Below are 22,849 nucleotides of genomic sequence, written 5' to 3'. Positions count from 1 at the left end.
TGCCCACTTTGGAGGGGCTATGACAACACGACGAGAAATTCTGAAGCTGGGCGCCGTAGGCGCCCTTGGACTGGCGGGGATGAAGAAGGGGGACGACGACATCGCGCCGGCGACGCCCCTCATGACGTCGAGCCTGCTGGCCCCGGCCAACACGCCGGTCCCATACGCGGGAGTGTTCCGGCGCCCGCCGGAGCTAGCGCCGTTTGAGTCGGGCTTCGACGACGGCGACCCGACACGGCCATATGAGCGGTACGCGCTCACCCAGAAACTCGGCCAGGCGCAGTTCGTGCCCGGGCTGAGTACCGCCGTGGCGGGTTACAACGGCATCTTTCCGGGCCCCACCATCCGGGTCAGCCAGGGGACCAGGACCGAGGTGCGGATTCGCAATGCCCTGCCTGCGACGTCGTTTCTCCATCCGGGCGCTTTCAAGACCGTCACCCACCTTCATGGTTCGGCGTCGCTGCCGCAGTACGACGGCTATGCCAATGACTCCACGAAACCCGGGGAGTTCAAGAACTACCATTATCCCAACTGGCAACCGGCCCGGACGCTGTGGTACCACGACCACAACCACATGGTTACGGCCCAGGGGGTGTACTCGGGTCTGGCGGGAATGTACCCCTTGTCCGACGCCTACGAGCGGGCGCAGCTGCCACAGGGGGAATACGACGTCCCGCTGCTGATTTCGGATGCGATGTTTAAGGCCGACGGTTCCCTCGGCTACAACGACAACGGCCACTCCGGCCTTTGGGGGGACATCATCATGGTCAACGGGGTGCCCTGGCCGACCATGAAAGTCAAGCCCCGGATCTACCGGTTCCGGGTCCTGGTCGGTTCAATCTCGCGTTCGTACCGCCCCACCCTCTCCACCGGTGAGCCACTATACGTCGTGGGCACTGATGCCGGCATGGTGCCGGTGGTCCAGCCGGTTAAATCCTGGCGGCAAGGAACTGCCGAGCGGTATGAGGTCTTGATCGACTTCCGAAAGTACCGGCCGGGGCAGAAGGTTGAGCTCCTCAACCTGAGCAATAAGAACAACGTGAACTTCGCGAATACGAACAAGATCATGCGCTTCCAGGTCATAGAGGATTCCGGCCCCGCGGCAAGCTTCACGAGTATCCCCGCAACGCTCGACGACGGCGGAGCCCCCAATGCAGCCCGCGGCGGGATCCCCACAATGAAGCTGACAAGGGACATGGCGGTGGCCAAGCGGAGCCTGCGGGTAGTCCGCGCGAACGGCGAATGGACGATCAACGGGGTCACCTGGGCGGATGTGGAAAAATCGGGCTTCACACGGTTGTTTGGCAACCCCCAGCCCTATCAGGTCGAGGAATGGACCATTACGAACGCCTCCGGAGGCTGGTTCCATCCTGTCCACGTCCACCTGGTTGACGGCAAGATCATTGCCCGGAACACCAACGGGGGCAAGCCCTTCGCCTGGGAAACCGGGCCGAAGGACGTCTTCTACGCAGGCGAAAACGAGTCCATCACGGTGCTGATGCAATTCGATACCGGGGCCCACGCCGGCGGCAGGTACATGGTCCACTGCCATAACCTCGTACACGAAGATCACGACATGATGGTGCAATTCTCAGTCGGCGACCTGACCAATAACGATCCGGTGACTTCTGACCGGCCCCTCTGGGACACGACCTCGCTAGGATCCTATCTGCCGGTCTACAGGCCGGGCCTCCCGCAGGGAACTTGAGATGGGCCGGATAGCAAGGACAACGGCGGCAGGCCTGCTGGTGCTGGCACTGGGAGCCTGCACCGGCGGGGTGCCGGAGCCTTTGGCGCAGGCTCCGGCAGTCTCAGCCGGAGACCAGGACGCCGTCGCGGCGGCGCCGGAGGCGTCGGCACCCGGCGGACCGGTGGCCGCCAGGGCCGGGGCGGACGTCGGCAACGGCCGGCCTGCCAGCAGCCACGACGGGCTGATGGTGCGGCGGCGGATCGTCATCGCCGTCCACCCTGCCGAGGGTGCGGATCCGGGCGAATTGCGCCGCTGGCTCGACGGGGCAGCCGCAGCCAAGGGCCTGGGGTTGACCGACATTTCCCCGACAGTGCTCGACGCGGTGATCCTGGAGCACATCGTCCCGGAGGTCATCGCGGCCTTGCCGCCCGGCAGCAGCCGCGACGACGCCGAATCCCTCTCCGAGATCGCCTACGGCCCCGCTGGCAGCGATCCCTGGGTGGAGCATGTCCATGTGGGCGAGGCGATCGTCCATGACCTTCAATTCACGCTCGCCGCAGATGACCCGGCGGCTTTGGCGGAATCGATTGCGGCGGAGGGGATCCTTTCAGACGCGCTCGGCAACTACGAGGAGTCGTTGGAGGGGGGCGCCCTGACCATTGGCTACACGGGCCCGCTGCTCAGCGACGCGCTGGTGGAGTCGGTCCGGGACGCCATGGCCCGCAGCGCCGGCAAGGACCCCGGCGAGGTCGGGCTTGCGGCGCGCTCAACGAGCGGGGACGGTGTGGACCTGTCCCGGGAACCGGTGCCCGAAGAGGTGGATGACTCGGGGCACGACAGGGCCGGGAACGAAGACTCCGGGAACGACGCTTCCGGGCATTAGCCCGGAGCGACAGGGACGCGGGTGGCCGGCCGGAAAGACCCGAACGCAGGGTCCTACTGGCCGGCCATCAGGGTGTCCCGGATCTCGCGGCGCAGGACTTTGCCGATCAGCGAGCGGGGCAACGAATCGAGCACAACCACCCGGCGCGGCACCTTGTAGGCGGTCAGGTGCTTGCGCGCAAAAGCCTGAAGCTCGTCGGGATCGATGGTGGTCCCCGGAATCGGCACCACCGCGGCCACCACGTCTTCCCCGCCGCCGGAGCGGGGCAACCCGACCACGGAGACTTCGGTGATGCCGGGGAAAGTCGCGAGGACGTCTTCAACCTCGCTGGGTGAGACGTTGAATCCGCCCGTGATGATCAGTTCCTTAATCCGGTCCCGGATCGTGACGAAGTAGTCCTTGTCCACCGAGACGATGTCGCCGGTGCGGAACCAGCCGCCTTCCAACAGCGCCTCCTCCGTTTCCTCCGGCCGGTTCCAGTAGCCGGCGAACACCTGGGGGCCGCGGATGAGGAGTTCCCCTTCCTCGCCCGGGGCACGGTCCAGCGCGACGTTCTTCGGGTCCACCACCCTGATGTCGGTCAACGGGAACGGCACTCCGACCGTGCCCGGCTTGCGGCTGGGGCCGAAGGGGTTGCCGATGGCGATCGGGGAGGTCTCCGTCAGGCCGTAGCCCTCGATCAGGTAGCCGCCGGTCGCCTTCTCCCAGGTCTCCACGGTCGCCGTCGGCAGGTTCATCGCCCCGGAGATCGAGAAGCGGATGCTCCCCAGCCCGATGCCCCGGTCCGCCGCCGCGGCGGCGATCCGGTCGTAGATCGGGGGGACGGCCGGCAGGAAGGTGGCCGGTGACTTCTTGAGCGCCTTCAGCACCAGATCGACGTCGAACTTGGGGAACAGTACCAGTTTCGCGCCGATGCCCAGGGCAAAGGTCATGCACAATGTCAGTCCGTAGGCGTGGAACATGGGCAGCACCGCGTACACGGTTTCCCTTCCCTCCTTGAGCCCCGGCACCCAGGCGCGGCCCTGGGCGGCGTTGGCCTGCAGGTTGGCGTGGGTGAGCATGGCACCCTTCGGCAGGCCAGTGGTGCCGGACGTATACTGCAGGACTGCGAGGTCTCGGGCGGCCGGGCGGGGGTGCTTCTTCTTCAGTTCCCCGGCGTCGAGGAGCTCCCGCCACGGCAGCACCGGCCGTACGGCGGGAGCCGGCCGGCCCTTGGGCTGGTGCTTGGCCACGGAAAGCGCGGCGCGGGCCTTGCGGGCGGCCGGAACCGGAAGCCGCAGCGCGAGCCGCTGCAGCAGCGGCATCGCCGGGATCAGCTCCACCGAGACGATATGGCGCAGCCCGACGTCGGCGGGCAGCTGGCGGACCCGTTCCACCGCCTTGTCCCAGACGATCGCCACCGTGGCGCCGTGGTCCTCGAACTGGTGGCGCAGCTCCCGGTCCGTGTACAGGGGGTTGTGTTCCACCACGACAGCGCCGAGGCGCAGCACGGCATGGAACGCAACAATGTGCTGCGGGCAGTTCGGCAGCACCAGTGCCACCCTGTCACCGGCCGTGACCCCGAGTTTCTGGAGGCCGGCGGCGGCCCGGCTGATCAGCACGCCAAGTTCCCGGTAGCTGGTGCGGGCGCCGAAGAACTCCAGTGCCGTCTTGGACCCGTAGCGCCGGACCGATGACTCCACGAGATCCACGAGTGTTCCCTTTGGCAACTTGAGATCCGCGGGGACGCCCGTTCCGTAGGCCGCCGTCCACGGCCGGTCCAGGGTCTGCGCTGGGTTGTTGGCCGTCCGCTGGAATTTCTTGTTCATCGTTTGTCCTTGCCACTGGAATGCGCCGAGCACGGTTGGCGCCCTAAGAAGCCTGCAGGAAAATCCTACCGGTGCGGCCGTGGGTGCTCACGCGAAGGGCCGGACGCGGCCGGAGCGGGCGGCGTTCGTGACTTTCGGCCCTAGGTGCGGAACCGGCATCGGCGGAACCTTGGGGATATCTAGCGATTCGCTGTCCTGTCGCGTCGTTGTCCATGCCGGAACGGGAGCGCCATGAAGCACCAGCAGCCGACCCTCCGCTTCATGGGAGCCACCGACACCGTCACCGGGTCCCGCTATCTGCTGGAAGCCGGTGGCAAGCGGGTGCTGGTGGACTGCGGGCTCTTCCAGGGCTACAAACGAAGCCGCGAACGAAACCGCACGCCCTTTCCGGTGCCGCCGCCCTCCATTGACGCCGTAGTCCTGACGCATGCGCATCTGGACCACACAGGTTACATACCGGCGCTGGTCCGGGACGGCTTCCGCGGTCCCATCTACGCCACCGACGGCACCACCGATCTGTGCAAACTTCTCCTTCCGGACAGCGGCTACCTGCAGGAGGAAGAGGCCCGCTACGCCACGCACCGCGGGTCGTCCGCGCACAGCCCGGCGCTGCCGCTCTATACGGCGTCCGACGCCGTCAAGTCCCTCAACAGCTTCAGGGTCCAGGACTTCGACGAGCCGCTGGATCTTGGCGGGGGTATGGCAGTGACGTTCCTGCCCGCCGGCCACATCCTGGGAGCGGCCCAGATCCATGTCAGGATCGGCTCACGCTGCGTGCATTTCACCGGGGACCTGGGCCGGAGCGACGACCCGCTGATGTATCCGCCCCGGCACCTGGGCAACGTCGACGTGCTGGTCACGGAATCCACCTACGGGAACCGGAAACACTCGACGGTCGACCCTGAAAAGCAACTGGGAGACATCATCAACCGGGTGGCGAAGCGGAACGGCGTGGTGATGTTCGCAGCGTTCGCCGTCGGCCGGGCGGAGACCCTGATGCTTCATCTCTCCCGCCTCCGGCGCAAGAACCTGATCCCGGACATCCCGGTCTACCTGAACAGCCCGATGGCGATCGACGCGTCCGGCATGTACCAGCGGCACCCCGAGGAACACCGGCTCACGCAGGAGGACTTCGAGGGCATGTACAAACTGGCCAGGCTGACACGCTCGGTCGATGAGTCCAAGCTCCTGAACCTGCGGGGCGGCCCGATGATCATCATCTCCGCGAGCGGTATGCTCACCGGGGGCCGGATCCTGCACCACCTAGCCTCCTATGGGCCGGACCCGAAGAACGCCATCATCCTCAGCGGCTACCAGGCCGGCGGCACCCGCGGCGCCATGCTGGCCGCCGGCGATCGTGAGCTGCGCATCTACGGCGAGGACGTGCAGATCCGCGCCGAAGTCATCCAGATGGAAAGCCTCTCCGCCCATGCAGACACCGATGGGCTGATGGCCTGGATGAAGGCCGCCGAACAGGCACCCCGCATGACCTACATCACCCACGGCGAGCCCGAATCGTCCGACGGCCTGCGCATTCGGATCAAGCGCGAACTGGGATGGCGGGCCAGGGTCCCCGAGCACCTCGAGGAAATATCCGTCGAGTTTCCCATATGATTGCCGGTGCCGCCGGCCCGGCCGGGGAGCCACGAGGATTTCCTCCATGAGGCCCTTGGTGTGCCGGCGGTGCTGGAATTCGGCGGGGACCGGACGGGGCCGTGGCTCTCGACGTGGCTCGGCCACCGGGCGATCGGGGTGGTCTACCACCCCGGGCGGGAGCACGGAAACTACGTGCCTACCCTTATGGGGGAACGCTACGACGCCCTGATCTGGCTCGAACACACGGCCGCGCTGCGCCCCCTGCACCTTGAAGGGCCGCCCCGTGAGCCGGAGTTCGAGACGGAGCCCACCGGCTTTTAGCCGCGGGAACCGTTCCGGGTGTTCAACAGCCGGGCCATCACGAGCCCACTGACAAGCGCAGCGCTGGCGGCCATGAGGATTCCCGCAGCGGCACCGATGCCCACAATGAGCGCCCGCGACTGGCCCTCGTTCCACAGCGGAGTTGCGACGGCGAAGAAGACCCCCAGCCCCACGCACCAGGCCGCGGCGCTGCCGGCGATCCACCAGGCGCTGCCCGCTACGTGCCGCCGGAGCTCGGGCCACTGCGCGAGGCCCAGCGAACACAGCAGCAGCAGCGCGCAGGTGATGCCCACCGCGATCTGGAGGGCCGGCGGCCAGGGACGCCACACCGCGGAGAACTCGCTCGGGGCCAGGCCGATGAGCCAGGCGATCGGAGCCGCCACTGCGGTCCGGACGGTCCAGTTGCGGACAGAGAGCCCGGGCAGCCGCCGCTTCAGCAGGCGCGCCTGGGCGAACCCCAACACGGCGCCTTCCACCACGCCCGCAGCCGCGAGAGAGACCATTGACAGCTCCGGATGGGGCAAAGCCACGGAGGCCGCGACCGCTGCGGGGGCCAGGAAGCCGAGGCTCTCCGCCAGGGTCACCCACCGCCACCAGCGCAGCAGGAAACCGTTGTCAGGCATCAAGAGCGGGGCCGGCCGCGGCCGGGCTGGCTCCGCCGATGCCAGCCGTCACGGCCTGGGGCACGAGACCCGGGCAAAGGATCCGCAAGGCGTTCAGGGTGACGAACTCGTTCGGCCCATGCCGGCCCCAGTCGGTCACATCGGTCTGCCCCTTGGTCCCGGGCGGATGCCACCAGGCTCCCTCGACGGGCCAGCACCCGTCGGGCAGCATCTTGGCCCGCAACACGTCCTCCGCGTCCTCAGCCCGCGCGTCGCCGGACAGACCCATCCGGCGCAGGAGCAACAGGGCGGGAAGGATCCCGTAGTGCCAGAACTCCGGGTAGCGCAGCTTCAGCCACCGCGGGTCAATCGGACGGCCCGTGGAGGAGGACCGGAAGAGGCGGTGCTCCAGCAGCAGTTCCGCCGCCCGCTCCGCGCTGACGCGTGCTGCCCGGTCCCCGCTCGCCGCCCAGTATTCCTGCAGGCCCTTCGCGGCGGGCAGCGTCTCATGGAACGAGGAACGCCGGCCGCTCGCGTCGACGTCGCAGTTCCAGCCGCCGTCGGGCCACTGCCAGAGCATCAGGTCCGACGCCAGTTGCGCGACGCGGGGATCCGCGGCCATGCCCAGCCGGCAGCACACGTACAGGGCGTTCCCTTCCTGCGATGCGCAATGCCGGAAGAGGCCGTCGATGGTCCGGATCCGGCTCCGATGGTGCGCCCCGCGCAACCAGTCCAGCACTGTGGCGGCTGCGTCAAGGAGCAGCGGAGCCTCTGCCGCCGTCACGTCAAGGTCCACGAGGGAGATCAGCCGCCAGTGCGCTCCGGTCCATTTGCTGTAGGGGTGGACGCCGAATCCGCCGTCGGCCTGCTGGCCGGAAAGCAAGGACGAGACGATCCTGCCGTTACGGACGGAGGTCCCCGTCCACGCGGTGCCAAGGAATTCGAGGTGCACCGCCCGGCGGACGGCCGGCTCTTCGGATGCTGCCAGCCATTCGATAGCGGGCAGGAACGCGTCCGCCGGGACCCGTTCCGCCGCGAAGAGTCCGGGAAGGACCACGCCGGACGGGGTCTCAGACCGGGGGGAGGCGGCCGGACGTCCGCGGGGAAAGCGCGTCGCAACGTCAGCGGAAGAGGGCTGCTCCATGGCTTGACGCTACGCGCGGCGCCGGAGCGCGGTGAGGGGCTTAAGGCCCTAACCCGGGCAGTGCGGACAGGGCACACTGAACTGTCAGCGGACTATTGGTACGGCCGGTCGGATCGTACGGTGTCGACGCGGTCACGCCATGGAAAAGAGCAGGATTCAGAATGCACAAACCAATCGTCGTCGGATTCAACGGGTCGGCCGGCAGCGCGGCCGCACTGACGTGGGCGCTCCGGCGGGCCGCCAGGCACAAGCTTCCGGTGATAGTCATCCACGCGGTTGACGACCGCTGGATGTCCCCGGATTTCCAGTACCACGAGCTCATCAGGGAATCGGGGATGGAGCTGCTCGGGAGGGCGAAGGCCAGTGCCAGCGAACAGGCACCCGGCGTTGAGGTCGAGGTGCAGCTCCGGCACGGCAGCGCCGGCCGGGCCCTCCGTGAGGCCTCCAAGGAAGCGTCGATGGTGGTCGTCGGCGCCCACGACAAGCACTGGCTCGACGGCGGCCCCCTCACGGACCGTGCCCTCCAGATTGTCGCCGCCTCGGACAGCCCGGCCGCCGTCGTCCCGGAAAAGCAGGGAACAAGAGGCAGCGGTGTTGTGGTCGGCGTGGACGGCTCCGAAGAGTCCCTCCAGGCCGTCGCATTCGCAGCGGCCGAAGCGGACCTGGGCGGGGATGAGTTGACGGTCGTGCTGGCGTTCCGGAGTCCGGCCCGGTGGGTCGAGCACCAGCTCCCGGCCAGCGGGCTCGCCGAAAGCATTGTCGAAGAGGACCGGATCGTGCTCGCCGAGTCGGTGGCCGGACTCGGCGACAAATACCCGGACCTCGTGGTCCATCAGCGCCTTGAAACCGATACCGACCCGGCGAAGGCCCTCGTGGACATCGCCTCGGAGGCCCGGCTGCTGGTGATCGGCAGCCGCGGGCGCGGAGGCCTTTCCCGGACGGTGCTCGGCTCCACGGCGCACGCCGTGCTGCTGAACGTGCCGTGCCCCACCATCGTCGCCCGGGTGCACAAGGTCAAACACGACCAAGACTGACTCCACCAGCGCCGCCCCGGCCAGGCCCGGCCCGGGACAGCGGGAAGCCTCCATAACGGGGGCTTTTCGCTGCCGTCCGCGGGTGGGAGGATGATGCCGTGGAGCCCTTCTTCGATTTCGTCGGCCACTACTGGTGGCTCATCTTTCCGCTGAGCGGACTGTTCGGCGGCTGGGCACGGACCTGGTCCAAAGCCGCTGAACGCCGGCACCGGCGACGGGTAGAGCTCTACAAGCTGAAAAACCGGGCGGCAGAGGTGGAGCAGGCCAGCCGCTCGGAAGTACAGGCCCTGATGTCGAGCCACGACGCCGTGAACCGGCGCTGGCTGGACTATGAACTGGACGTGGGAAAGCTCATCGACTTCCCGGTCATGACGGATGTCCGGGAACCGCTGACGGTCGCGTTCCTGCGGGCCAAGCGGGAGGCCGACGGGCTGCGTCCCGCCGCGCCCGCTGACATCACGACGGCCGCCCGGCTGGGGGAGTACCGCTCGGCGGTGCGTGGATTCGAGCTGTCCTTCGACGTTGCCGAGCGGGAAGCGCAGCGCATCAGGGACAGCAACTTCACCGGCCCGGAACGCGGGCGGCTCGCGACGGCCCGGAAGCTGCTCCGGATCGCCTCCGACTCCGCTGCAACGCCGGCCGAGCGGCAGACGGCGTACAGGCGTGCACGGCGGGAACTGGACGGGCTGATCGTGTTGCCCGAATCCACCCTGGCCGCGCTGGAGGAGAAGATCGCCGGGATGCTCGACGCCGGGCCGGCGCCGGGGCACCAGTACGGCTGATCAGCGTCATCCGCCGCCCGCCGCGCCGAATACTACCGTGGGCTCATGACCCAACAGGAGCTCGCGAGCCTCGCGTGCCTGCGACGTGCCCGGGACCTGATGGACCGTTAGTACGCGAAACCGCTCGACGTTCCGGCCCTGGCCCGCAGGGCGCCCATGTCGCCCGCACATTTCTCGCGCCGGTTCCGCATGGCGTACGGCGGGACGCCGTACAACTACCGGATGGCCCGCAGGATCGAGCGCGCGCGATGGCGTTGCTGCGGGCGGGTGTGAGCGCCATGGGTGCGTCAGTCCTGCAATATCACCGTCAACGACGTCGACGAGTCGATCGCATTCCACGCCGACGCTTTGGGCCTCCGGGTGAGTAACGGCGTGGCCTCGGGCGGTCACCCTCGGCAGCGATGCGCAGCCCGGACTCGAGACCGTCCGAGGCTCCGGCGCCGAGGTCCTCCAGGAGCCCATGGACCAGCCGAGGCGCCCGCGGCCTGACCGCGCAGCCGCACCGCCGGCACCCCGAGGCTCCTGCCTGGGTTGCTGCGACCCGCGCAACACCCCAGCGCCGACTGCCCGGCACCCCTGCGGTGTCCGGCAGTCCTCGTCTCCGGGGATGTTTTGCCGGGCCATCAATTCCGCGTACGATCTATGGGGTTTCAAGCTGCTTTGTTGAACGCCACAAGTCGTCCAGGTGAAGCATTGGGTGAACTTTGCGGGACGAAGCGGTAACGGGGATTGGAACTGCTGACCGTCGACTCTGCAGATTGGGCAACAGGTGGAAATCACCGTAATGGTGGCGCTAGTCATATCGCTGGCGCTGTTCTTCGACTTCACCAACGGATTTCATGACACCGCGAACGCGATGGCCACGCCCATCGCCACCGGTGCCATCAAACCGAAGACGGCAGTTGCCCTGGCGGCGGTGCTGAACCTGGTGGGGGCGTTTCTTTCCACGGAAGTGGCCAAGACCGTCTCCGGCGGCATCATCAAGGAAGGCACGGACGGCGTCCAGATCACCCCGGAGATCATCTTCGCCGGCCTGATGGGCGCCATCCTCTGGAACATGATCACCTGGCTGAAGGGCCTGCCGTCGAGTTCCTCGCATGCGCTCTTCGGCGGACTGATCGGCGCCGCGATCGCCGGCATCGGCATTCACTCGGTGAACTTCGAGTCCCTCCTCCAAAAGGTCATCCTCCCGGCCCTCTTCGCCCCGGTCATCGCCGCTGGCGTCGCGTACCTCTGCACGAAGATCGCCTACGCGCTGACCTCACGGCACGATCCGGAGACCGGGAGCAAGCTCACCCAGAAACGCGGAGGCTTCCGCACCGGCCAGATCTTCACGTCCAGCCTCGTTGCCCTCGCCCACGGCACCAACGACGCGCAGAAGACCATGGGCATCATCACCCTCGTCCTGATCGCCGCCGGCACCCAGCAGGCCGGTTCCGGCCCGCAGTTCTGGGTCATCGCCGCCTGCGCCCTCGCCATCGCGATCGGCACCTACGCCGGGGGCTGGCGGATCATCCGCACCATGGGTTCCGGACTCACGGATGTTAAGCCGGCCCAGGGCTTCGCGGCCGAAAGCAGCACGGCCTCCGCAATCCTTGCCTCCTCCCACCTCGGCTTCGCCTTGTCCACCACCCAGGTGGCCTCCGGCTCCGTCATCGGCTCCGGGCTGGGCCGCCGCGGCACGTCCGTCCGCTGGGGCACCGCCGGCAGGATCGCCGTCGGCTGGCTCTTCACCCTCCCTGCCGCGGGCATCATGGGCGCCCTCACGGCAATGTTGGTCGGCACCGGCGTCCTGGGCATCGCCACCGCTGCCGTAGCAGGCACCGCCGCCGTGCTGTATATGTTCCTCCACTCGCGTAAGTCACATGTGGGCCACCACAACGCCGTCGAGGTCGAGGAAGCCGGCCAGGCCGTGCGGTTCCGCAAGAAGAAGGCGGCCGCCGTCGGCCGCGCCAACAATACGCCGAAGGGCGGGCTGTCATGAAGTGGCTGGAACTTGTTCAGGTGGCAGGCGCGACCCTCGTCGCAGCCGTTACGGTCGTGGTCCTGTATTCCCTGGGCGTCCGGCTCACGGCGATCGCCGGTGACGTCCGGGAACGCAAGCCGGCCTGGGTCCGGCCGCTCGCGATCGTCTGTTTCGGCCTGTGCGGCATGGCCGTGATGTACGGGCTGTACCTGATCATTCCCTACTTCAGCAAGTAGCCCCAGCGCACAGCCCCCGCACGGCCCGCGGCACGCAGAACCCGCATGCAGAACCCGCACGCAGCCAGCGGATGGGCAGCCCGGCCCGGAGTGGTTAGGCTGGGGCCATGTCTACCCTCCAGTACTTCGTGGCATCGTCCCTCGACGGATTCATTGCCACTGCCGAAGACCAGCTGGACTGGCTGCTCCAGTTCGACGGCTTTGCCGGCGGCAAGGAAAGCTACGACGCTTTCATGGCCGACGTCGGGTGCATCGTGATGGGCGGGGAAACGTACGCCTGGCTGATGGAGCACGAACCCGGCAACTGGCCCTACCCCGATACGCCGTGCTGGGTCTTCACGCACCACGAGCTCCCGGCGCCGAAGGGATCCAATGTGACCTTCGTCCGCGGACCGGTGAGCGAATTCGTCCAGGATCTCAGGGACAACGCTGCCGGCCGGAACGTCTGGATCGTCGGCGGGGGAGTCCTGGCGGCCCAGTTCGCGGACGCAGGCCTGCTGGATGAGCTCATCATCTCGATCATTCCCGTGGTGCTGGGCAGCGGCAAGGCAGTGCTTCCGATGGCACGCCCGACGGCGCCGCTGGAGTTAGTCTCGTCCCACACCATGGGCCGCGGCATCATGGAGCTGCGGTACCGGTTTTCCGGCCGGCGCGGCTGACACGACCGGCGGGACCGGCGGGCGAACCGGCGCTATTCGGCGTTGTCCCGGATCAGGTTCGTGATCCGGGCGGTGGAGAGCCGGCGGCCCTGCCCATCCGTCATCACGATCTCATGCGTGGTCAGGGTCCGGCCTAGGTGGATGGCCGTGCACGTTCCGGTCACGATGCCGCCGGAGACGGACCGGTGATGCGTCGCCCCGACCTCGATGCCGAGGGCATGCCGTGCCGGGCCGGCGTGCATGCCGGCGGCGAACGAGCCCAGCGTTTCGGCGAGGACCACGTGTGCCCCGCCGTGCAGGATGCCGGCGACCTGGGTGTTCCCCTCCACCGGCATGGTGGCGACCATCCGCTCGGGGCTCATCTCCAGGAACTGGATCCCCATCCTGACCACCAAGGCGCCCACACCGTACCGACCGAGCCAATCATGCATTTCCTCGGGAACTCCGGCAGCCGCCAGTTCGGCCGCGTACGGGCCGGGCGTGAAATTGTCCATCATGGGAACTAGGCTGGCACCTGTGAGCGAAACTACCAAACCGGCCCTTTCCCCTTCAGCTACGGACTCCGTTCCGGCAGACACTTCCTCAATTCTGGTGGCCGAGCCCGCCAAGAAGCCGCGCCGCGCCGTCGCGAAGGCGCCGGCCCCGGCGGTTTCCGCCACCGAGGCGCCGGTGGTTCCCCTCACAGACCAGCCCCGGCTGATGGTGCTGGACGGCCACTCCATGGCGTTCCGGGCCTTCTACGCCCTGCCGGCCGAAAACTTCGCCACCTCGTCCGGCCAGCACACCAATGCCGTCCACGGCTTCACCTCGATGCTGATCAACCTCATCAAGGAGCAGAAGCCCACCCACGTTGCCGTCGCCTTCGACGTCTCGGACGACACCACCTTCCGTAAGGCCGAATACGACGGCTACAAGGGCGGCCGGAATGAGACGCCCCGGGAATTCAGCGGACAGATCGACCTGATCGAAAAGGTTATGGCGGCCTGGGGCATCAGGACCATCAGCATGCCCGGCTTCGAGGCGGACGATATCCTCGCCACCCTCGCCGCCCAGGGCGATGCCGCCGGCTTCGAGGTACTGCTGGTCTCCGGCGACCGCGACACCTTCCAGCTCATCACCGACAACGTCTTCGTGCTCTACCCCAAGACCGGTGTCAGCAACATTCCGCGGATGGACGCCGAGGCCATCGAGACCAAGTACTTCGTCACGCCGCCGCAGTATTCAGATCTCGCGGCCCTCGTGGGGGAGACCGCGGACAACCTCCCCGGTGTCCCCGGCGTCGGGCCCAAAACCGCCGCTAAATGGATCAACCAGTACGGCGGCCTCGAAGGCATCCTGGCGAACCTCGACTCGATCGGCGGCAAGGTCGGGGATGCCCTCCGCGAGCACATCGACTCGGTCAAGCGCAACCGCCGGCTGAACCGGCTCCTGACGGACCTGGAACTGCCGGTCTCGCTCCAGGAACTGGAAGAGCCACGCCCGGACCATGACGCGGTCGAGGAAATCTTTGACCGGCTCGAATTCAAGACGCTCCGAACCCGGCTCTTCGCGCTCTACGGCAACGACACCGCCGAGCCGGACCACGACAGCGTCGAAGTCCCGGAGTTCGCCACGCTCAGCGATGCCGCTGGCCTGGTGGCGTTCTTCGCCGCCGGTCAGGGCCGACGCTCGGCCCTCGCCGTCGATTTCGCTCCCGGCAGGATCGTCGACGACGCGCCAGCCATTGCGGTGCTCCGCCACGACGCCGCCGCGTACATCGACCTCACCGCCCTGGACGCCGGGGCCGAGGCGGTGCTCGCCGGCTGGCTTGCGGACCCGTCCGCAGCCAAGGTCACGCACGGCTTCAAGGCCGCACTGAAGGCCTTCACCGCCCGCGGACTCGGCCTCGACGGGGTCGTTGACGACACCTCGATCTCCGGCTACCTGATCCAGCCGGACCGCCGCAGCTACGAGCTCGCCGAGCTCGCCCAGCACCACCTGAAAATGAACATCTCCGCTGAGGCGGCCAAGACCGGCCAGCTGGAGCTGGCCTTCAGCGGGGAGGACGACGGCGCCGCCGCCGGCGCGCTCGTCCAGCAGGCCGCCGTCGTGCTCACCCTGAGCCACCACTTCGAGACGGAATTGAAGGTCCGTGAGGCACAGGAGTTGCTGACCAGCCTGGAGCTGCCCATCAGCCGGGTCCTGGCCCGGATGGAGCTGGACGGCATCGCGGTGTCGATGGAACGGATGAACGAGCAGCTGGCGGACCTCTCCAAGGTGATCGACAACGCCCAAGAGCTCGCCTTCGCCGCGATCGGCCACGAAGTGAACCTTGGTTCTCCCAAGCAGCTGCAGGCGGTCCTGTTCGAGGAACTGGGGCTGCCCAAAACCAAGAAGATCAAGTCCGGCTACACCACCGACGCCGCGTCGCTCAAGACGCTGCTGGAGAAGACCGGCCACGAATTCCTGGTCCAGCTGATGGCCCACCGGGAATCCGCGAAGCTTCGGCAAATGGTGGAGTCGCTCAAGAAGTCCGTGGCCGAGGACGGCCGGATCCACACGACCTACGCGCAGAACGTGGCTGCCACGGGGCGTATCTCCTCCAACAACCCCAACCTGCAGAACATCCCGGTCCGCAGCGAGGAGGGCCGGCGCGTGCGCAGCATCTTCGTGGTCAGCGAGGGCTACGAGTGCCTCCTCTCCGCGGACTACTCGCAGATTGAAATGCGGATCATGGCGCACCTCTCCGGTGACCCCGGACTGATCCAGGCCTATCTGGAAGGCGAAGACCTGCACCGTTACGTGGGCTCGCACGTCTTCCATGTGCCGCCGGCCGAGGTCACCAGCGCCATGCGGTCCAAGGTCAAGGCGATGTCCTACGGCCTTGCCTACGGGCTGACATCCTTCGGGCTGTCCAAGCAGCTCGAGATTTCCGTGGACGAGGCCAGGACACTGATGAAGGAATACTTCGAACGCTTCGGTGCCGTCCGCGACTATCTGCGCGGTGTGGTGGACCAGGCCCGGATCGACGGCTACACGGCCACGATCGAGGGCCGGCGCCGCTACCTCCCGGACCTGACCAGCACCGACCGGCAGCTGCGGGAAATCGCCGAGCGCGTCGCACTGAACTCTCCGATCCAGGGATCGGCGGCGGATATCATCAAGCGCGCCATGCTGGGCGTCTCCGGCGCGCTGGCCGAGCAGGGCCTGAAGTCGCGGATGCTGCTGCAGGTCCATGATGAACTTGTCCTCGAAGTGGCCCACGGCGAGCGTGAAGCCGTGGAGAAGCTCGTGACGGAACAGATGGGATCGGCGGCCGAGCTGACAGTCCCGCTCGACGTCCAGATCGGCATCGGCTCCAGCTGGTTCGAGGCCGGGCACTAGGCAGGCAGCCAACACCGGTTTCCGGGGTCCCCGGCACCGAAAGATTCACAAGGGGAAAACACGTGGCAGAAAAGTACGAGCTCCGGCGGTTCCGTGCGGCCGAAAAGGGTGAACCGGACTATGCGCTGGGGGTTTCCTGGCTGCGCGGCGTCGGCGTCGGGTTCTACGACGAGCGGCACAAGGACGAGTTCGTGGACAAGGTCATGGCCATGTACCGGGTGGACAACCGTGAGATGACGGGCATCTACCAGACCGGTTCCGTCGCCGCCCACTCCCTGGCCGCCGATACTCCGGTGGCAACCTTCGGGACCTTGCGCAAAGACCTGAACGTGGGCTACGGCAGGCAGCTCGAAGCGCAGCTGATCACTGCCGTGACCGTCCGCGGAACCCACCGCCGCCAAGGGCTCCTGCGCCGGATGATGACCGAGGACCTCAGCGCCGCCAGGGCCGACGGCCTGGCGATGGCTGCCCTGACGGCGTCGGAAGCATCGATCTACGGCCGGTTCGGCTTCGGCGTGGCCACCTTCGAACGCAGCATCAAGGTGGACACCGGGCCGCGGTTCCGCGTGCGGCACGTGCCGGCCGGGACGGTGGAAATCGCCGACCGGAAAGTCCTGCTGGAACTGGCCCCGGCCGTGTTCGACCGCGTCCACCGGGCCACACCGGGATCCCTGGTGCGGCAGGACGCGTACCGGCAGCGCAGCTCGGGAACCCTCGGGCGGGACGGTGCCGAGGACGACTCGATCAGGTGCGCCCTGCACTACGACGCTGCCGGGACAGTGGACGGCTACGTCTCCTACAAGTTCTCCGGCTGGGACACCAAACCGCACGCCATGGAGATCATTGATCTCGTGGCGGCGACCGACTCCGGCTACCTGGAACTCTGGCAGTTCCTCGGCAGCCTCGACCTGATCCAGCGCGTCACCTGGGCCGAAGCGCCCGTGGACGATCCGCTGGCCTGGGCGCTCGAGGACCTGCGCTGCATCGATTCCGCCGAGCATGGCGACATGCTCTGGCTCCGGGTCCTGGACACAGCCATGGCGCTCGGTGCGAGGCGCTACTCTGCCGACGGCAGCCTGGTCCTGCGCGTTACCGACACCCTGGGCTTCGCTGCCGGCACGTTCACCCTGGCAGTGAGCGGCGGCGAAGCCACCGTCACGGACGCTCCGGCGGGTGCCGAGCCGGAGCTCGTCCTCGACGTCGCCGAACTGGGTTCGATCTACCTGGGCGCCGTCTGCCCCGTGACCCTGACGGCGGCCGGGCGGATCACCGAGAACCACCCGGGGGCTGCGCTGAAAGCGCGGCTGATGTTCGCCGTCGAACGCGCCCCGCACTGCCTCACGCACTTCTAGGCAACGGTGGCCGCAACCCGGCCCGGCCTGACCGTTGCGCTTTGACCGGCGTTGACGTAAACGACTAGACTAATCGGGCGTGTACTACGTGCGCGCATCTACAATCCACAAATCAGGATGACCCGGCTGATCGCAGTTGAGACGCCGTGTTCTTCGCCTGCATTCCATAGTGCGGGCGAAGCGGTTTGCCTGACCGACTTACTATCCACAACGGAGCCCCTACTACATGACCATCACCTCCACCGAGAAGCCCGGTACCCCCGTAGTCGCGATTAACGACATCGGTACCGCTGAGGACTTCCTCGCAGCAGTCGACGCCACCATCAAGTACTTCAACGACGGAGACCTCGTCGAAGGTACCGTCGTCAAGGTCGACCGCGACGAAGTTCTGCTCGACATCGGTTACAAAACCGAAGGTGTCATTCCCTCCCGCGAGCTGTCCATCAAGCACGACGTTGATCCCGGAGACGTTGTCTCCGTTGGCGATCTCGTCGAAGCCCTGGTGCTCACCAAGGAAGACAAAGAAGGCCGCCTGATCCTCTCCAAGAAGCGCGCTCAGTACGAGCGGGCCTGGGGCGACATCGAGAAGGTCAAGGAAGAAGACGGTGTCGTCACCGGTACCGTCATCGAGGTTGTCAAGGGTGGTCTTATCCTCGACATCGGTCTGCGCGGCTTCCTGCCCGCATCCCTCGTCGAGATGCGCCGTGTGCGCGACCTCGCTCCGTACATCGGTCAGAAGATCGAAGCCAAAATCATCGAGCTGGACAAGAACCGCAACAACGTTGTGCTGTCCCGCCGTGCATGGCTCGAGCAGACCCAGTCCGAGGTCCGCTCCACGTTCCTCAACAAGCTGGAAAAGGGCCAGGTCCGTCCCGGCGTCGTTTCCTCCATCGTCAACTTCGGTGCCTTCGTGGACCTGGGCGGCGTAGACGGCCTGGTTCACGTTTCCGAGCTGTCCTGGAAGCACATCGACCACCCGTCCGAGGTTGTCGAAGTCGGCCAGGAAGTCACCGTCGAGGTCCTCGAGGTCGACCTGGACCGCGAGCGTGTTTCCCTGTCGCTCAAGGCCACGCAGGAAGATCCGTGGCAGACCTTCGCCCGCACCCACGCCCTCGGGCAGGTTGTTCCGGGTAAGGTCACCAAGCTGGTTCCGTTCGGCGCGTTCGTTCGCGTGGAAGACGGCATCGAAGGCCTGGTCCACATCTCCGAGCTCGCCGTCCGCCACGTAGAGCTGGCCGAGCAGGTTGTCTCCGTTGGCGACGAACTGTTCGTCAAGGTCATCGACATCGACCTCGAGCGCCGCCGCATCTCGCTGTCCCTCAAGCAGGCCAACGAGGGCGTCGACGCCGAGTCCACCGAATTCGATCCGGCTCTCTACGGCATGGCCGCTGAGTACGACGAAGAGGGCAACTACAAGTACCCGGAGGGCTTCGATCCGGAGTCCAACGAGTGGCTTGAAGGCTACGAGACGCAGCGCGCCGCCTGGGAGCAGCAGTACGCTGACGCCCAGACCCGCTGGGAAGCCCACAAGAAGCAGGTTGTCCAGCACGCTGCCGACGACGCTGCAGCTGCAACGTCCGGCGAGAGCGACTCCGGCACCACGAGCTACTCCTCGGAGCCGGCTGCGGCCGAGGCCAACACCGGTGGCGGCACGCTTGCTTCCGACGAGGCTCTTGCCGCACTGCGTGAGAAGCTGACCGGCAACTAATTGCCTTTGGTTCCCCGGGAGTCCGCTCCCTGGGCCTTGGCAGGCGGTAGCTTGAAGTAGCACCGTGAAGGTGGCCGTCCCCTTAGGGGCGGCCACCTTTCGTTAAGGACATGCCCCGCGGTGGGACGCCCGGGAGGACATGTCCAGTGCCCGTGAGGAATCCAGGGGGACATGCCCAGTCCTGGGCCCGGGGCGCGGTCATGCGGGTATTATGTCCAGTCCCAAGCCCTGTGCCGGGGCATGTCCGCGGGAGGAAGATGGCCGGGCCCCCCGTCCTTGACGTTCCAGCGTCCCGGGTCCACACTGTGCAAGGCAAAAATTGCACGCCTCGACAAGGGGAACATCCATGGCCGAAGTTTCAGGACTTGACGCGCACGACGCCGGGCCGGGAGCGGTGCCGTGGCCGAGGGGGATCGGCGCCGTCACCTTGTTCGTCGAGGAGCTGGACGCCACCAAGGTCTTCTACCAGGAGGTCTTCGGGCTGCCCGTCGCCTTTGAAGACGACGCATCAGCCGTGTTTAGATTCGGGGACACCATGATCAACCTGTTGAAGACTAGCGCCGCACCGGAACTGATCCAGCCGGCGACAGTCGCTGCCCCCGCGGACGGGGTCCGGATGCAGTTCACCATCGAAGTGGACGATGTCGACGCCATGTGCGACGAACTTGCGGGCCGCGGCGTAGAACTGCTGAACGGCCCGATGGACAGGCCCTGGGGGATCCGCACCGCCAGTTTCCGCGATCCGGCCGGCCACATCTGGGAGATTGCCCGGTAGCTCAGACCCGACGGCGCCCAAGGGCCCGGNAGCTCAGACCCGACGGCGCCCAAGGGCCCGGCAGGGGGACATGTCCAGTCCTGGGCGCGGGGAGTGGACACATTGGGAATATGTCCGATGGCCGCGGGGAACGTGGGGCATGTCCAGTCCTGAGCAAACATCTGAGGGGGCATGTCCAGTGCCCAGGATCAATCCAGGGGGACATGTCCAGTCCTGGGCGCGGGGAGTGGACACATTGGGAATATGTCCGATGGCCGCGGGGAACGTGGGGCATGTCCAGTCCTGAGCAAACATCTGAGGGGGCATGTCCAGTGCCCAGGATCGATCCAGGGGGACATGTCCAGTCCTGGGCCCGGGGAGTGGACACAATGGGAATATGTCCGATGGCCGCGGGGAACGTGGGGCATGTCCCGCGGGCGGGGTCAGGGCAGCGTGATCCTGGCCTTGACCGGGGCCGCGGCAGACGCTGATGCCGCTCCGGTCCAGAGGTCGGCCCCCGCCGACCGCAGGAGCGCCAGGGCACCGTGGTTGCCGGCTGTTGTGTCGGCCTCAAGAACCGTCGCCCCCGAATCGGCGGCTTGGGCCGTCACCAGCCGCAGCGCCGCGCGGCCCACACCCCGGCCGCGGAAGTCCCGGGCCAGCCAGATCCCCGTTTCAAGGGTGCCGGGGCCAAGCCGCTTGAGCCGGATGGACCCGGCCAGCTCACCGTCGCAGCTGATGGCCCAGCTCCGCTGCCGCGCCGGCCCGTCCAGCCCGGCCGACGCGGCCCGGTGGTATTCCCGGAACCAGCTGATCCGCTCGGAGTTCCAGCCCGTCGCGCTGCCCAGCGGCGGAGTGACCTCGTCGGCGTCTGCGCCCTGGATCGCCACGGTGAGGAGCTGCTCCAGGACGTCCTCGCTCACGTCGAGCAGCGCAACCACAACAGGTGCCTCAGCTGATGGGGACATCGATCCACTCCGTTTCTCCGGGCAGCAGCACGGCACGTCCGGCCGACAAGGCGGCAAGACGATCTGCCGCCGCGGCCAGCCCGGACGGATCATCCGGCAGGGCAATCCTGAGGACAGTGGCGTGCGCCTCGTAGCTGGTTTCCGCCATCACGTAGCCCGCGGCGCGCAGGTCGTTTTCCAGCCGGCCCGCCGCCGTATGCTGCACATTCACGGCGCAAATCCGCAGCCGGCGCCGCTGCACCAGCGGAGCACGGTCCAAGGCGCCGGAGACCGATTCGGAGTACGCCCGGACCAGCCCGCCCGCACCCAGCAGGATGCCGCCGAAATAGCGGACGACGACGACGGTCACGTCACTGAGGTCCGTCACCCCGGGTGCCGTCTCGCGCTTCAGCAGCGCCTCCAGCATCGGGATCCCCGCTGTGCCGGAAGGTTCGCCGTCGTCGTTGGAGCGTTGCACATCCCGGTCCGGACTCAAAACGAAGGCCGAACAGTGGTGCCGGGCGTCGTGGAATTCCTTGCGCAGCCCGGACACCACGGCACGGGCGCTGTCCTCATCCCCGGTGCGGTGCAGGACGGTGATGAACCGGGAGCGTTTCACCTCGAGTTCGTGCCGGAACTCCGGCGCGGCGGCCAGCGTCGTGTAGACCGTGGCCCTGCTCTCCGGGGAAACCACGTCTTCTGCCACCGGATCAGTTTAGTCTGGTGGGGTGCTGAAGATCGGGTTGACGGGCGGCATCGCCTCAGGGAAGTCAGTGGTTGCCGCGCGCCTGCGCGAGCTCGGCGCCGTGGTGGTCGACGCCGACGCGCTTGCCCGCGAGGCGGTGGAACCCGGCACGCCGGGACTGGCGCGGGTGGTGGAGGCGTTCAGCGCCGCTGTTCTGGCGCCCGACGGTGGTCTGGACCGGCCCAGGCTCGGGGCCCTCGTATTCGGCAACCCGGAACGCCTGGCCGTGCTGAACGGCATCATCCACCCGCTGGTCCGGGAGCGCGCCGCCGCGCTGGCCGCCGGCGCTCCGAAGGGCGCCGTCGTGGTTCAGGACATCCCGCTCTTGGTCGAGACGGGCCAGGGTGCCAACTTCCACCTCGTGGTGGTCGTGGATGCCCCGGACGCCGTCCGGCTGCAGCGGATGCTGAAGTACCGGCAGATGACAGAGGAGGACGCCCGCGCCCGGATGGCTGCCCAGGCCACGCGGGAGGAGCGGCTGGCGGCGGCCGACGTCGTGCTGGAGAACTCCGGTTCAAAGGACGAACTCCGCGACGCGGCGGATCGGCTCTGGCAGCACCGGCTGGCACCGTTCGCGGAGAACCTGGCCAAACACCGCATGGCCCCGCGCACCGGCGGCCCGGTGCTCAACGCCGCCAATCCTGACTGGCCTGCCCAGGCGGCCCGGCTGATTGCCCGCCTGCAGGTGGCAGCTCCACAGCAGGTCCTCGCCGTGGACCATATCGGTTCCACCGCCGTCCCCGGCCTCGACGCCAAGGACGTGCTGGATCTCCAGCTCACGGTCACGGACCTGGCCGCCGCGGACAGGCTCGAGCCGCTGCTGGCCGACGCCGGGTTCCCGCGCTGGCCCGGCATCTTCTCCGACAACCCCAAGCCCTCACATCCGGATCCCGCCAGCTGGGGCAAACGGCTGCACGGCAACGCGGACCCCGGCCGCGCCGTGAACCTCCACATCCGCGCCGCGGGCTCGCCGGGCTGGCGCTTTGCACTGTGTTTCCGGGACTGGCTCCGCGACGACGCCGCCGCCCGCGCGGACTACCTTGCCGAGAAGCGGCGGGTGGCGCGGCGGCACGGCGTGGACAGGTCCACCGCTGGCTACGCCGCGGATAAGGAAGGCTGGTTCACCGACCATGCCGCCCCGCGGATGGAGGCCTGGGTCCGGCGCACCGGCTGGCGTACGCCGCCGTACACTTCCGACGGGGCAGCCGGGACCGGGACCGGCACCGCCGAAAGCTGAATCACGGTTTTCCTGTCGGTGC

21 protein-coding genes are annotated in these 22,849 nt (G+C 67.4%); 15 read left to right on the top strand and 6 right to left on the bottom strand.

Features of this window, described 5'->3' with window-relative positions; genetic code table 11:
* Positions 1–19 precede the first annotated feature (19 nt).
* Both ACZYZE_RS14485 and ACZYZE_RS14480 read left to right on the top strand, forming a co-directional pair.
* Positions 20–1,708, top strand: coding sequence for a multicopper oxidase family protein (locus tag ACZYZE_RS14485; RefSeq protein WP_463908396.1), 1,689 nt, complete (start codon positions 20–22; stop codon positions 1,706–1,708).
* Between the two features lies 1 nt (position 1,709).
* Positions 1,710–2,573, top strand: a complete 864-nt coding sequence (locus tag ACZYZE_RS14480; protein ID WP_463908394.1) for a hypothetical protein — start codon at positions 1,710–1,712, stop codon at positions 2,571–2,573.
* Positions 2,574–2,626: 53 nt separating this feature from the next.
* Here the strand turns inward: ACZYZE_RS14480 and ACZYZE_RS14475 are convergent, their stop codons facing one another.
* On the bottom strand, positions 2,627–4,381 hold the full coding sequence (locus tag ACZYZE_RS14475) for a long-chain-fatty-acid--CoA ligase (protein ID WP_463908391.1): 1,755 nt from the start codon (positions 4,379–4,381) through the stop codon (positions 2,627–2,629).
* A gap of 231 nt (positions 4,382–4,612) precedes the next feature.
* Between ACZYZE_RS14475 and ACZYZE_RS14470 the strand changes: the two genes are divergently transcribed.
* The gene (locus ACZYZE_RS14470; protein WP_463908389.1) at positions 4,613–5,995 is read left to right on the top strand and encodes an MBL fold metallo-hydrolase RNA specificity domain-containing protein; all 1,383 of its coding nucleotides are present in this window, start codon (positions 4,613–4,615) and stop codon (positions 5,993–5,995) included.
* A 6-nt stretch (positions 5,996–6,001) separates the two neighbouring features.
* Positions 6,002–6,298: an erythromycin esterase family protein gene (locus ACZYZE_RS14465; RefSeq protein ID WP_463908387.1), complete on the top strand. Its 297-nt coding sequence runs from the start codon at positions 6,002–6,004 to the stop codon at positions 6,296–6,298.
* On the opposite strand, the gene ACZYZE_RS14460 is transcribed toward ACZYZE_RS14465, so the two are convergent.
* Positions 6,295–6,921, bottom strand: a complete 627-nt coding sequence (locus ACZYZE_RS14460; protein WP_463908385.1) for a hypothetical protein — start codon at positions 6,919–6,921, stop codon at positions 6,295–6,297. The genes ACZYZE_RS14465 and ACZYZE_RS14460 overlap by 4 nt on opposite strands.
* Positions 6,914–8,044, bottom strand: coding sequence for a hypothetical protein (locus tag ACZYZE_RS14455; RefSeq protein WP_463908383.1), 1,131 nt, complete (start codon positions 8,042–8,044; stop codon positions 6,914–6,916). Before ACZYZE_RS14455 ends, ACZYZE_RS14460 begins: the two co-directional genes overlap by 8 nt.
* A 161-nt stretch (positions 8,045–8,205) precedes the next feature.
* Between ACZYZE_RS14455 and ACZYZE_RS14450 the strand changes: the two genes are divergently transcribed.
* From ACZYZE_RS14450 to ACZYZE_RS14425, 6 genes are all read left to right on the top strand, one after another.
* Positions 8,206–9,078: a universal stress protein gene (locus tag ACZYZE_RS14450; protein ID WP_459318010.1), complete on the top strand. Its 873-nt coding sequence runs from the start codon at positions 8,206–8,208 to the stop codon at positions 9,076–9,078.
* A gap of 98 nt (positions 9,079–9,176) precedes the next feature.
* The gene (locus tag ACZYZE_RS14445) at positions 9,177–9,860 is read left to right on the top strand and encodes a hypothetical protein (protein ID WP_459318009.1); all 684 of its coding nucleotides are present in this window, start codon (positions 9,177–9,179) and stop codon (positions 9,858–9,860) included.
* A 156-nt stretch (positions 9,861–10,016) separates the two neighbouring features.
* Positions 10,017–10,133: a helix-turn-helix transcriptional regulator gene (locus ACZYZE_RS14440; RefSeq protein WP_459318008.1), complete on the top strand. Its 117-nt coding sequence runs from the start codon at positions 10,017–10,019 to the stop codon at positions 10,131–10,133.
* Between the two features lie 496 nt (positions 10,134–10,629).
* Positions 10,630–11,844 (top strand): inorganic phosphate transporter, encoded by a 1,215-nt coding sequence (locus tag ACZYZE_RS14435; protein ID WP_459318007.1) that lies wholly within the window; start codon positions 10,630–10,632, stop codon positions 11,842–11,844.
* The gene (locus ACZYZE_RS14430; RefSeq protein WP_459318006.1) at positions 11,841–12,062 is read left to right on the top strand and encodes a hypothetical protein; all 222 of its coding nucleotides are present in this window, start codon (positions 11,841–11,843) and stop codon (positions 12,060–12,062) included. The genes ACZYZE_RS14435 and ACZYZE_RS14430 overlap by 4 nt, the downstream gene beginning before the upstream one ends.
* A gap of 107 nt (positions 12,063–12,169) precedes the next feature.
* Entirely contained in the window at positions 12,170–12,721 is a 552-nt protein-coding gene (locus tag ACZYZE_RS14425; RefSeq protein ID WP_459318005.1) for a dihydrofolate reductase family protein, read from the top strand.
* 32 nt (positions 12,722–12,753) lie between these two features.
* Here ACZYZE_RS14425 and ACZYZE_RS14420 read toward each other — a convergent pair whose 3' ends face one another.
* A complete protein-coding gene (locus ACZYZE_RS14420) occupies positions 12,754–13,218 on the bottom strand; it encodes a hotdog fold thioesterase (protein WP_459318004.1) in 465 nt (154 codons plus the stop codon).
* A 223-nt stretch (positions 13,219–13,441) separates the two neighbouring features.
* On the opposite strand from ACZYZE_RS14420, the gene polA reads away from it, so the two are divergent.
* From polA to ACZYZE_RS14400, 4 genes are all read left to right on the top strand, one after another.
* Positions 13,442–16,084: a DNA polymerase I gene (gene polA, locus ACZYZE_RS14415; RefSeq protein WP_459318092.1), complete on the top strand. Its 2,643-nt coding sequence runs from the start codon at positions 13,442–13,444 to the stop codon at positions 16,082–16,084.
* Positions 16,085–16,146: 62 nt separating this feature from the next.
* A complete protein-coding gene (locus ACZYZE_RS14410; protein WP_463908382.1) occupies positions 16,147–17,436 on the top strand; it encodes a GNAT family N-acetyltransferase in 1,290 nt (429 codons plus the stop codon).
* 226 nt (positions 17,437–17,662) lie between these two features.
* Positions 17,663–19,144, top strand: coding sequence for a 30S ribosomal protein S1 (gene rpsA, locus ACZYZE_RS14405; RefSeq protein ID WP_459318002.1), 1,482 nt, complete (start codon positions 17,663–17,665; stop codon positions 19,142–19,144).
* Between the two features lie 346 nt (positions 19,145–19,490).
* Positions 19,491–19,919: a VOC family protein gene (locus tag ACZYZE_RS14400; RefSeq protein ID WP_463908381.1), complete on the top strand. Its 429-nt coding sequence runs from the start codon at positions 19,491–19,493 to the stop codon at positions 19,917–19,919.
* A 422-nt stretch (positions 19,920–20,341) separates the two neighbouring features.
* On the opposite strand, the gene ACZYZE_RS14395 is transcribed toward ACZYZE_RS14400, so the two are convergent.
* Both ACZYZE_RS14395 and ACZYZE_RS14390 read right to left on the bottom strand, forming a co-directional pair.
* Positions 20,342–20,866, bottom strand: a complete 525-nt coding sequence (locus tag ACZYZE_RS14395; protein ID WP_459318000.1) for a GNAT family N-acetyltransferase — start codon at positions 20,864–20,866, stop codon at positions 20,342–20,344.
* A complete protein-coding gene (locus ACZYZE_RS14390) occupies positions 20,850–21,551 on the bottom strand; it encodes an IMPACT family protein (protein WP_463908380.1) in 702 nt (233 codons plus the stop codon). Before ACZYZE_RS14390 ends, ACZYZE_RS14395 begins: the two co-directional genes overlap by 17 nt.
* Positions 21,552–21,573: 22 nt before the next feature.
* Here ACZYZE_RS14390 and coaE point away from each other — a divergent pair, with 22 nt between their 5' ends.
* A complete protein-coding gene (gene coaE / locus ACZYZE_RS14385) occupies positions 21,574–22,827 on the top strand; it encodes a dephospho-CoA kinase (RefSeq protein WP_463908378.1) in 1,254 nt (417 codons plus the stop codon).
* Positions 22,828–22,849: the final 22 nt, after the last annotated feature.

The organism is Pseudarthrobacter woesei, assembly GCF_055412745.1.
This window is presented reverse-complemented; position numbering and strand designations above follow the sequence as displayed.

Excerpts from the sequence above, each read along its gene's own strand:
- ACZYZE_RS14420 (WP_459318004.1), bottom strand. The coding sequence starts at position 13,218 with ATGATGGACAATTTCACGCCCGGCCCGTACGCGGCCGAACTGGCGGCT.
- ACZYZE_RS14455 (WP_463908383.1), bottom strand. The coding sequence starts at position 8,044 with ATGGAGCAGCCCTCTTCCGCTGACGTTGCGACGCGCTTTCCCCGCGGA.
- ACZYZE_RS14460 (WP_463908385.1), bottom strand. The coding sequence starts at position 6,921 with ATGCCTGACAACGGTTTCCTGCTGCGCTGGTGGCGGTGGGTGACCCTG.
- ACZYZE_RS14450 (WP_459318010.1), top strand. The coding sequence starts at position 8,206 with ATGCACAAACCAATCGTCGTCGGATTCAACGGGTCGGCCGGCAGCGCG.
- ACZYZE_RS14475 (WP_463908391.1), bottom strand. The coding sequence starts at position 4,381 with ATGAACAAGAAATTCCAGCGGACGGCCAACAACCCAGCGCAGACCCTG.
- rpsA (WP_459318002.1), top strand. The coding sequence starts at position 17,663 with ATGACCATCACCTCCACCGAGAAGCCCGGTACCCCCGTAGTCGCGATT.
- ACZYZE_RS14430 (WP_459318006.1), top strand. The coding sequence starts at position 11,841 with ATGAAGTGGCTGGAACTTGTTCAGGTGGCAGGCGCGACCCTCGTCGCA.
- ACZYZE_RS14470 (WP_463908389.1), top strand. The coding sequence starts at position 4,613 with ATGAAGCACCAGCAGCCGACCCTCCGCTTCATGGGAGCCACCGACACC.
- ACZYZE_RS14440 (WP_459318008.1), top strand. The coding sequence starts at position 10,017 with ATGTCGCCCGCACATTTCTCGCGCCGGTTCCGCATGGCGTACGGCGGG.
- ACZYZE_RS14400 (WP_463908381.1), top strand. The coding sequence starts at position 19,491 with ATGGCCGAAGTTTCAGGACTTGACGCGCACGACGCCGGGCCGGGAGCG.
- polA (WP_459318092.1), top strand. The coding sequence starts at position 13,442 with ATGGCGTTCCGGGCCTTCTACGCCCTGCCGGCCGAAAACTTCGCCACC.
- ACZYZE_RS14480 (WP_463908394.1), top strand. The coding sequence starts at position 1,710 with ATGGGCCGGATAGCAAGGACAACGGCGGCAGGCCTGCTGGTGCTGGCA.
- ACZYZE_RS14485 (WP_463908396.1), top strand. The coding sequence starts at position 20 with ATGACAACACGACGAGAAATTCTGAAGCTGGGCGCCGTAGGCGCCCTT.
- ACZYZE_RS14395 (WP_459318000.1), bottom strand. The coding sequence starts at position 20,866 with ATGTCCCCATCAGCTGAGGCACCTGTTGTGGTTGCGCTGCTCGACGTG.
- ACZYZE_RS14425 (WP_459318005.1), top strand. The coding sequence starts at position 12,170 with ATGTCTACCCTCCAGTACTTCGTGGCATCGTCCCTCGACGGATTCATT.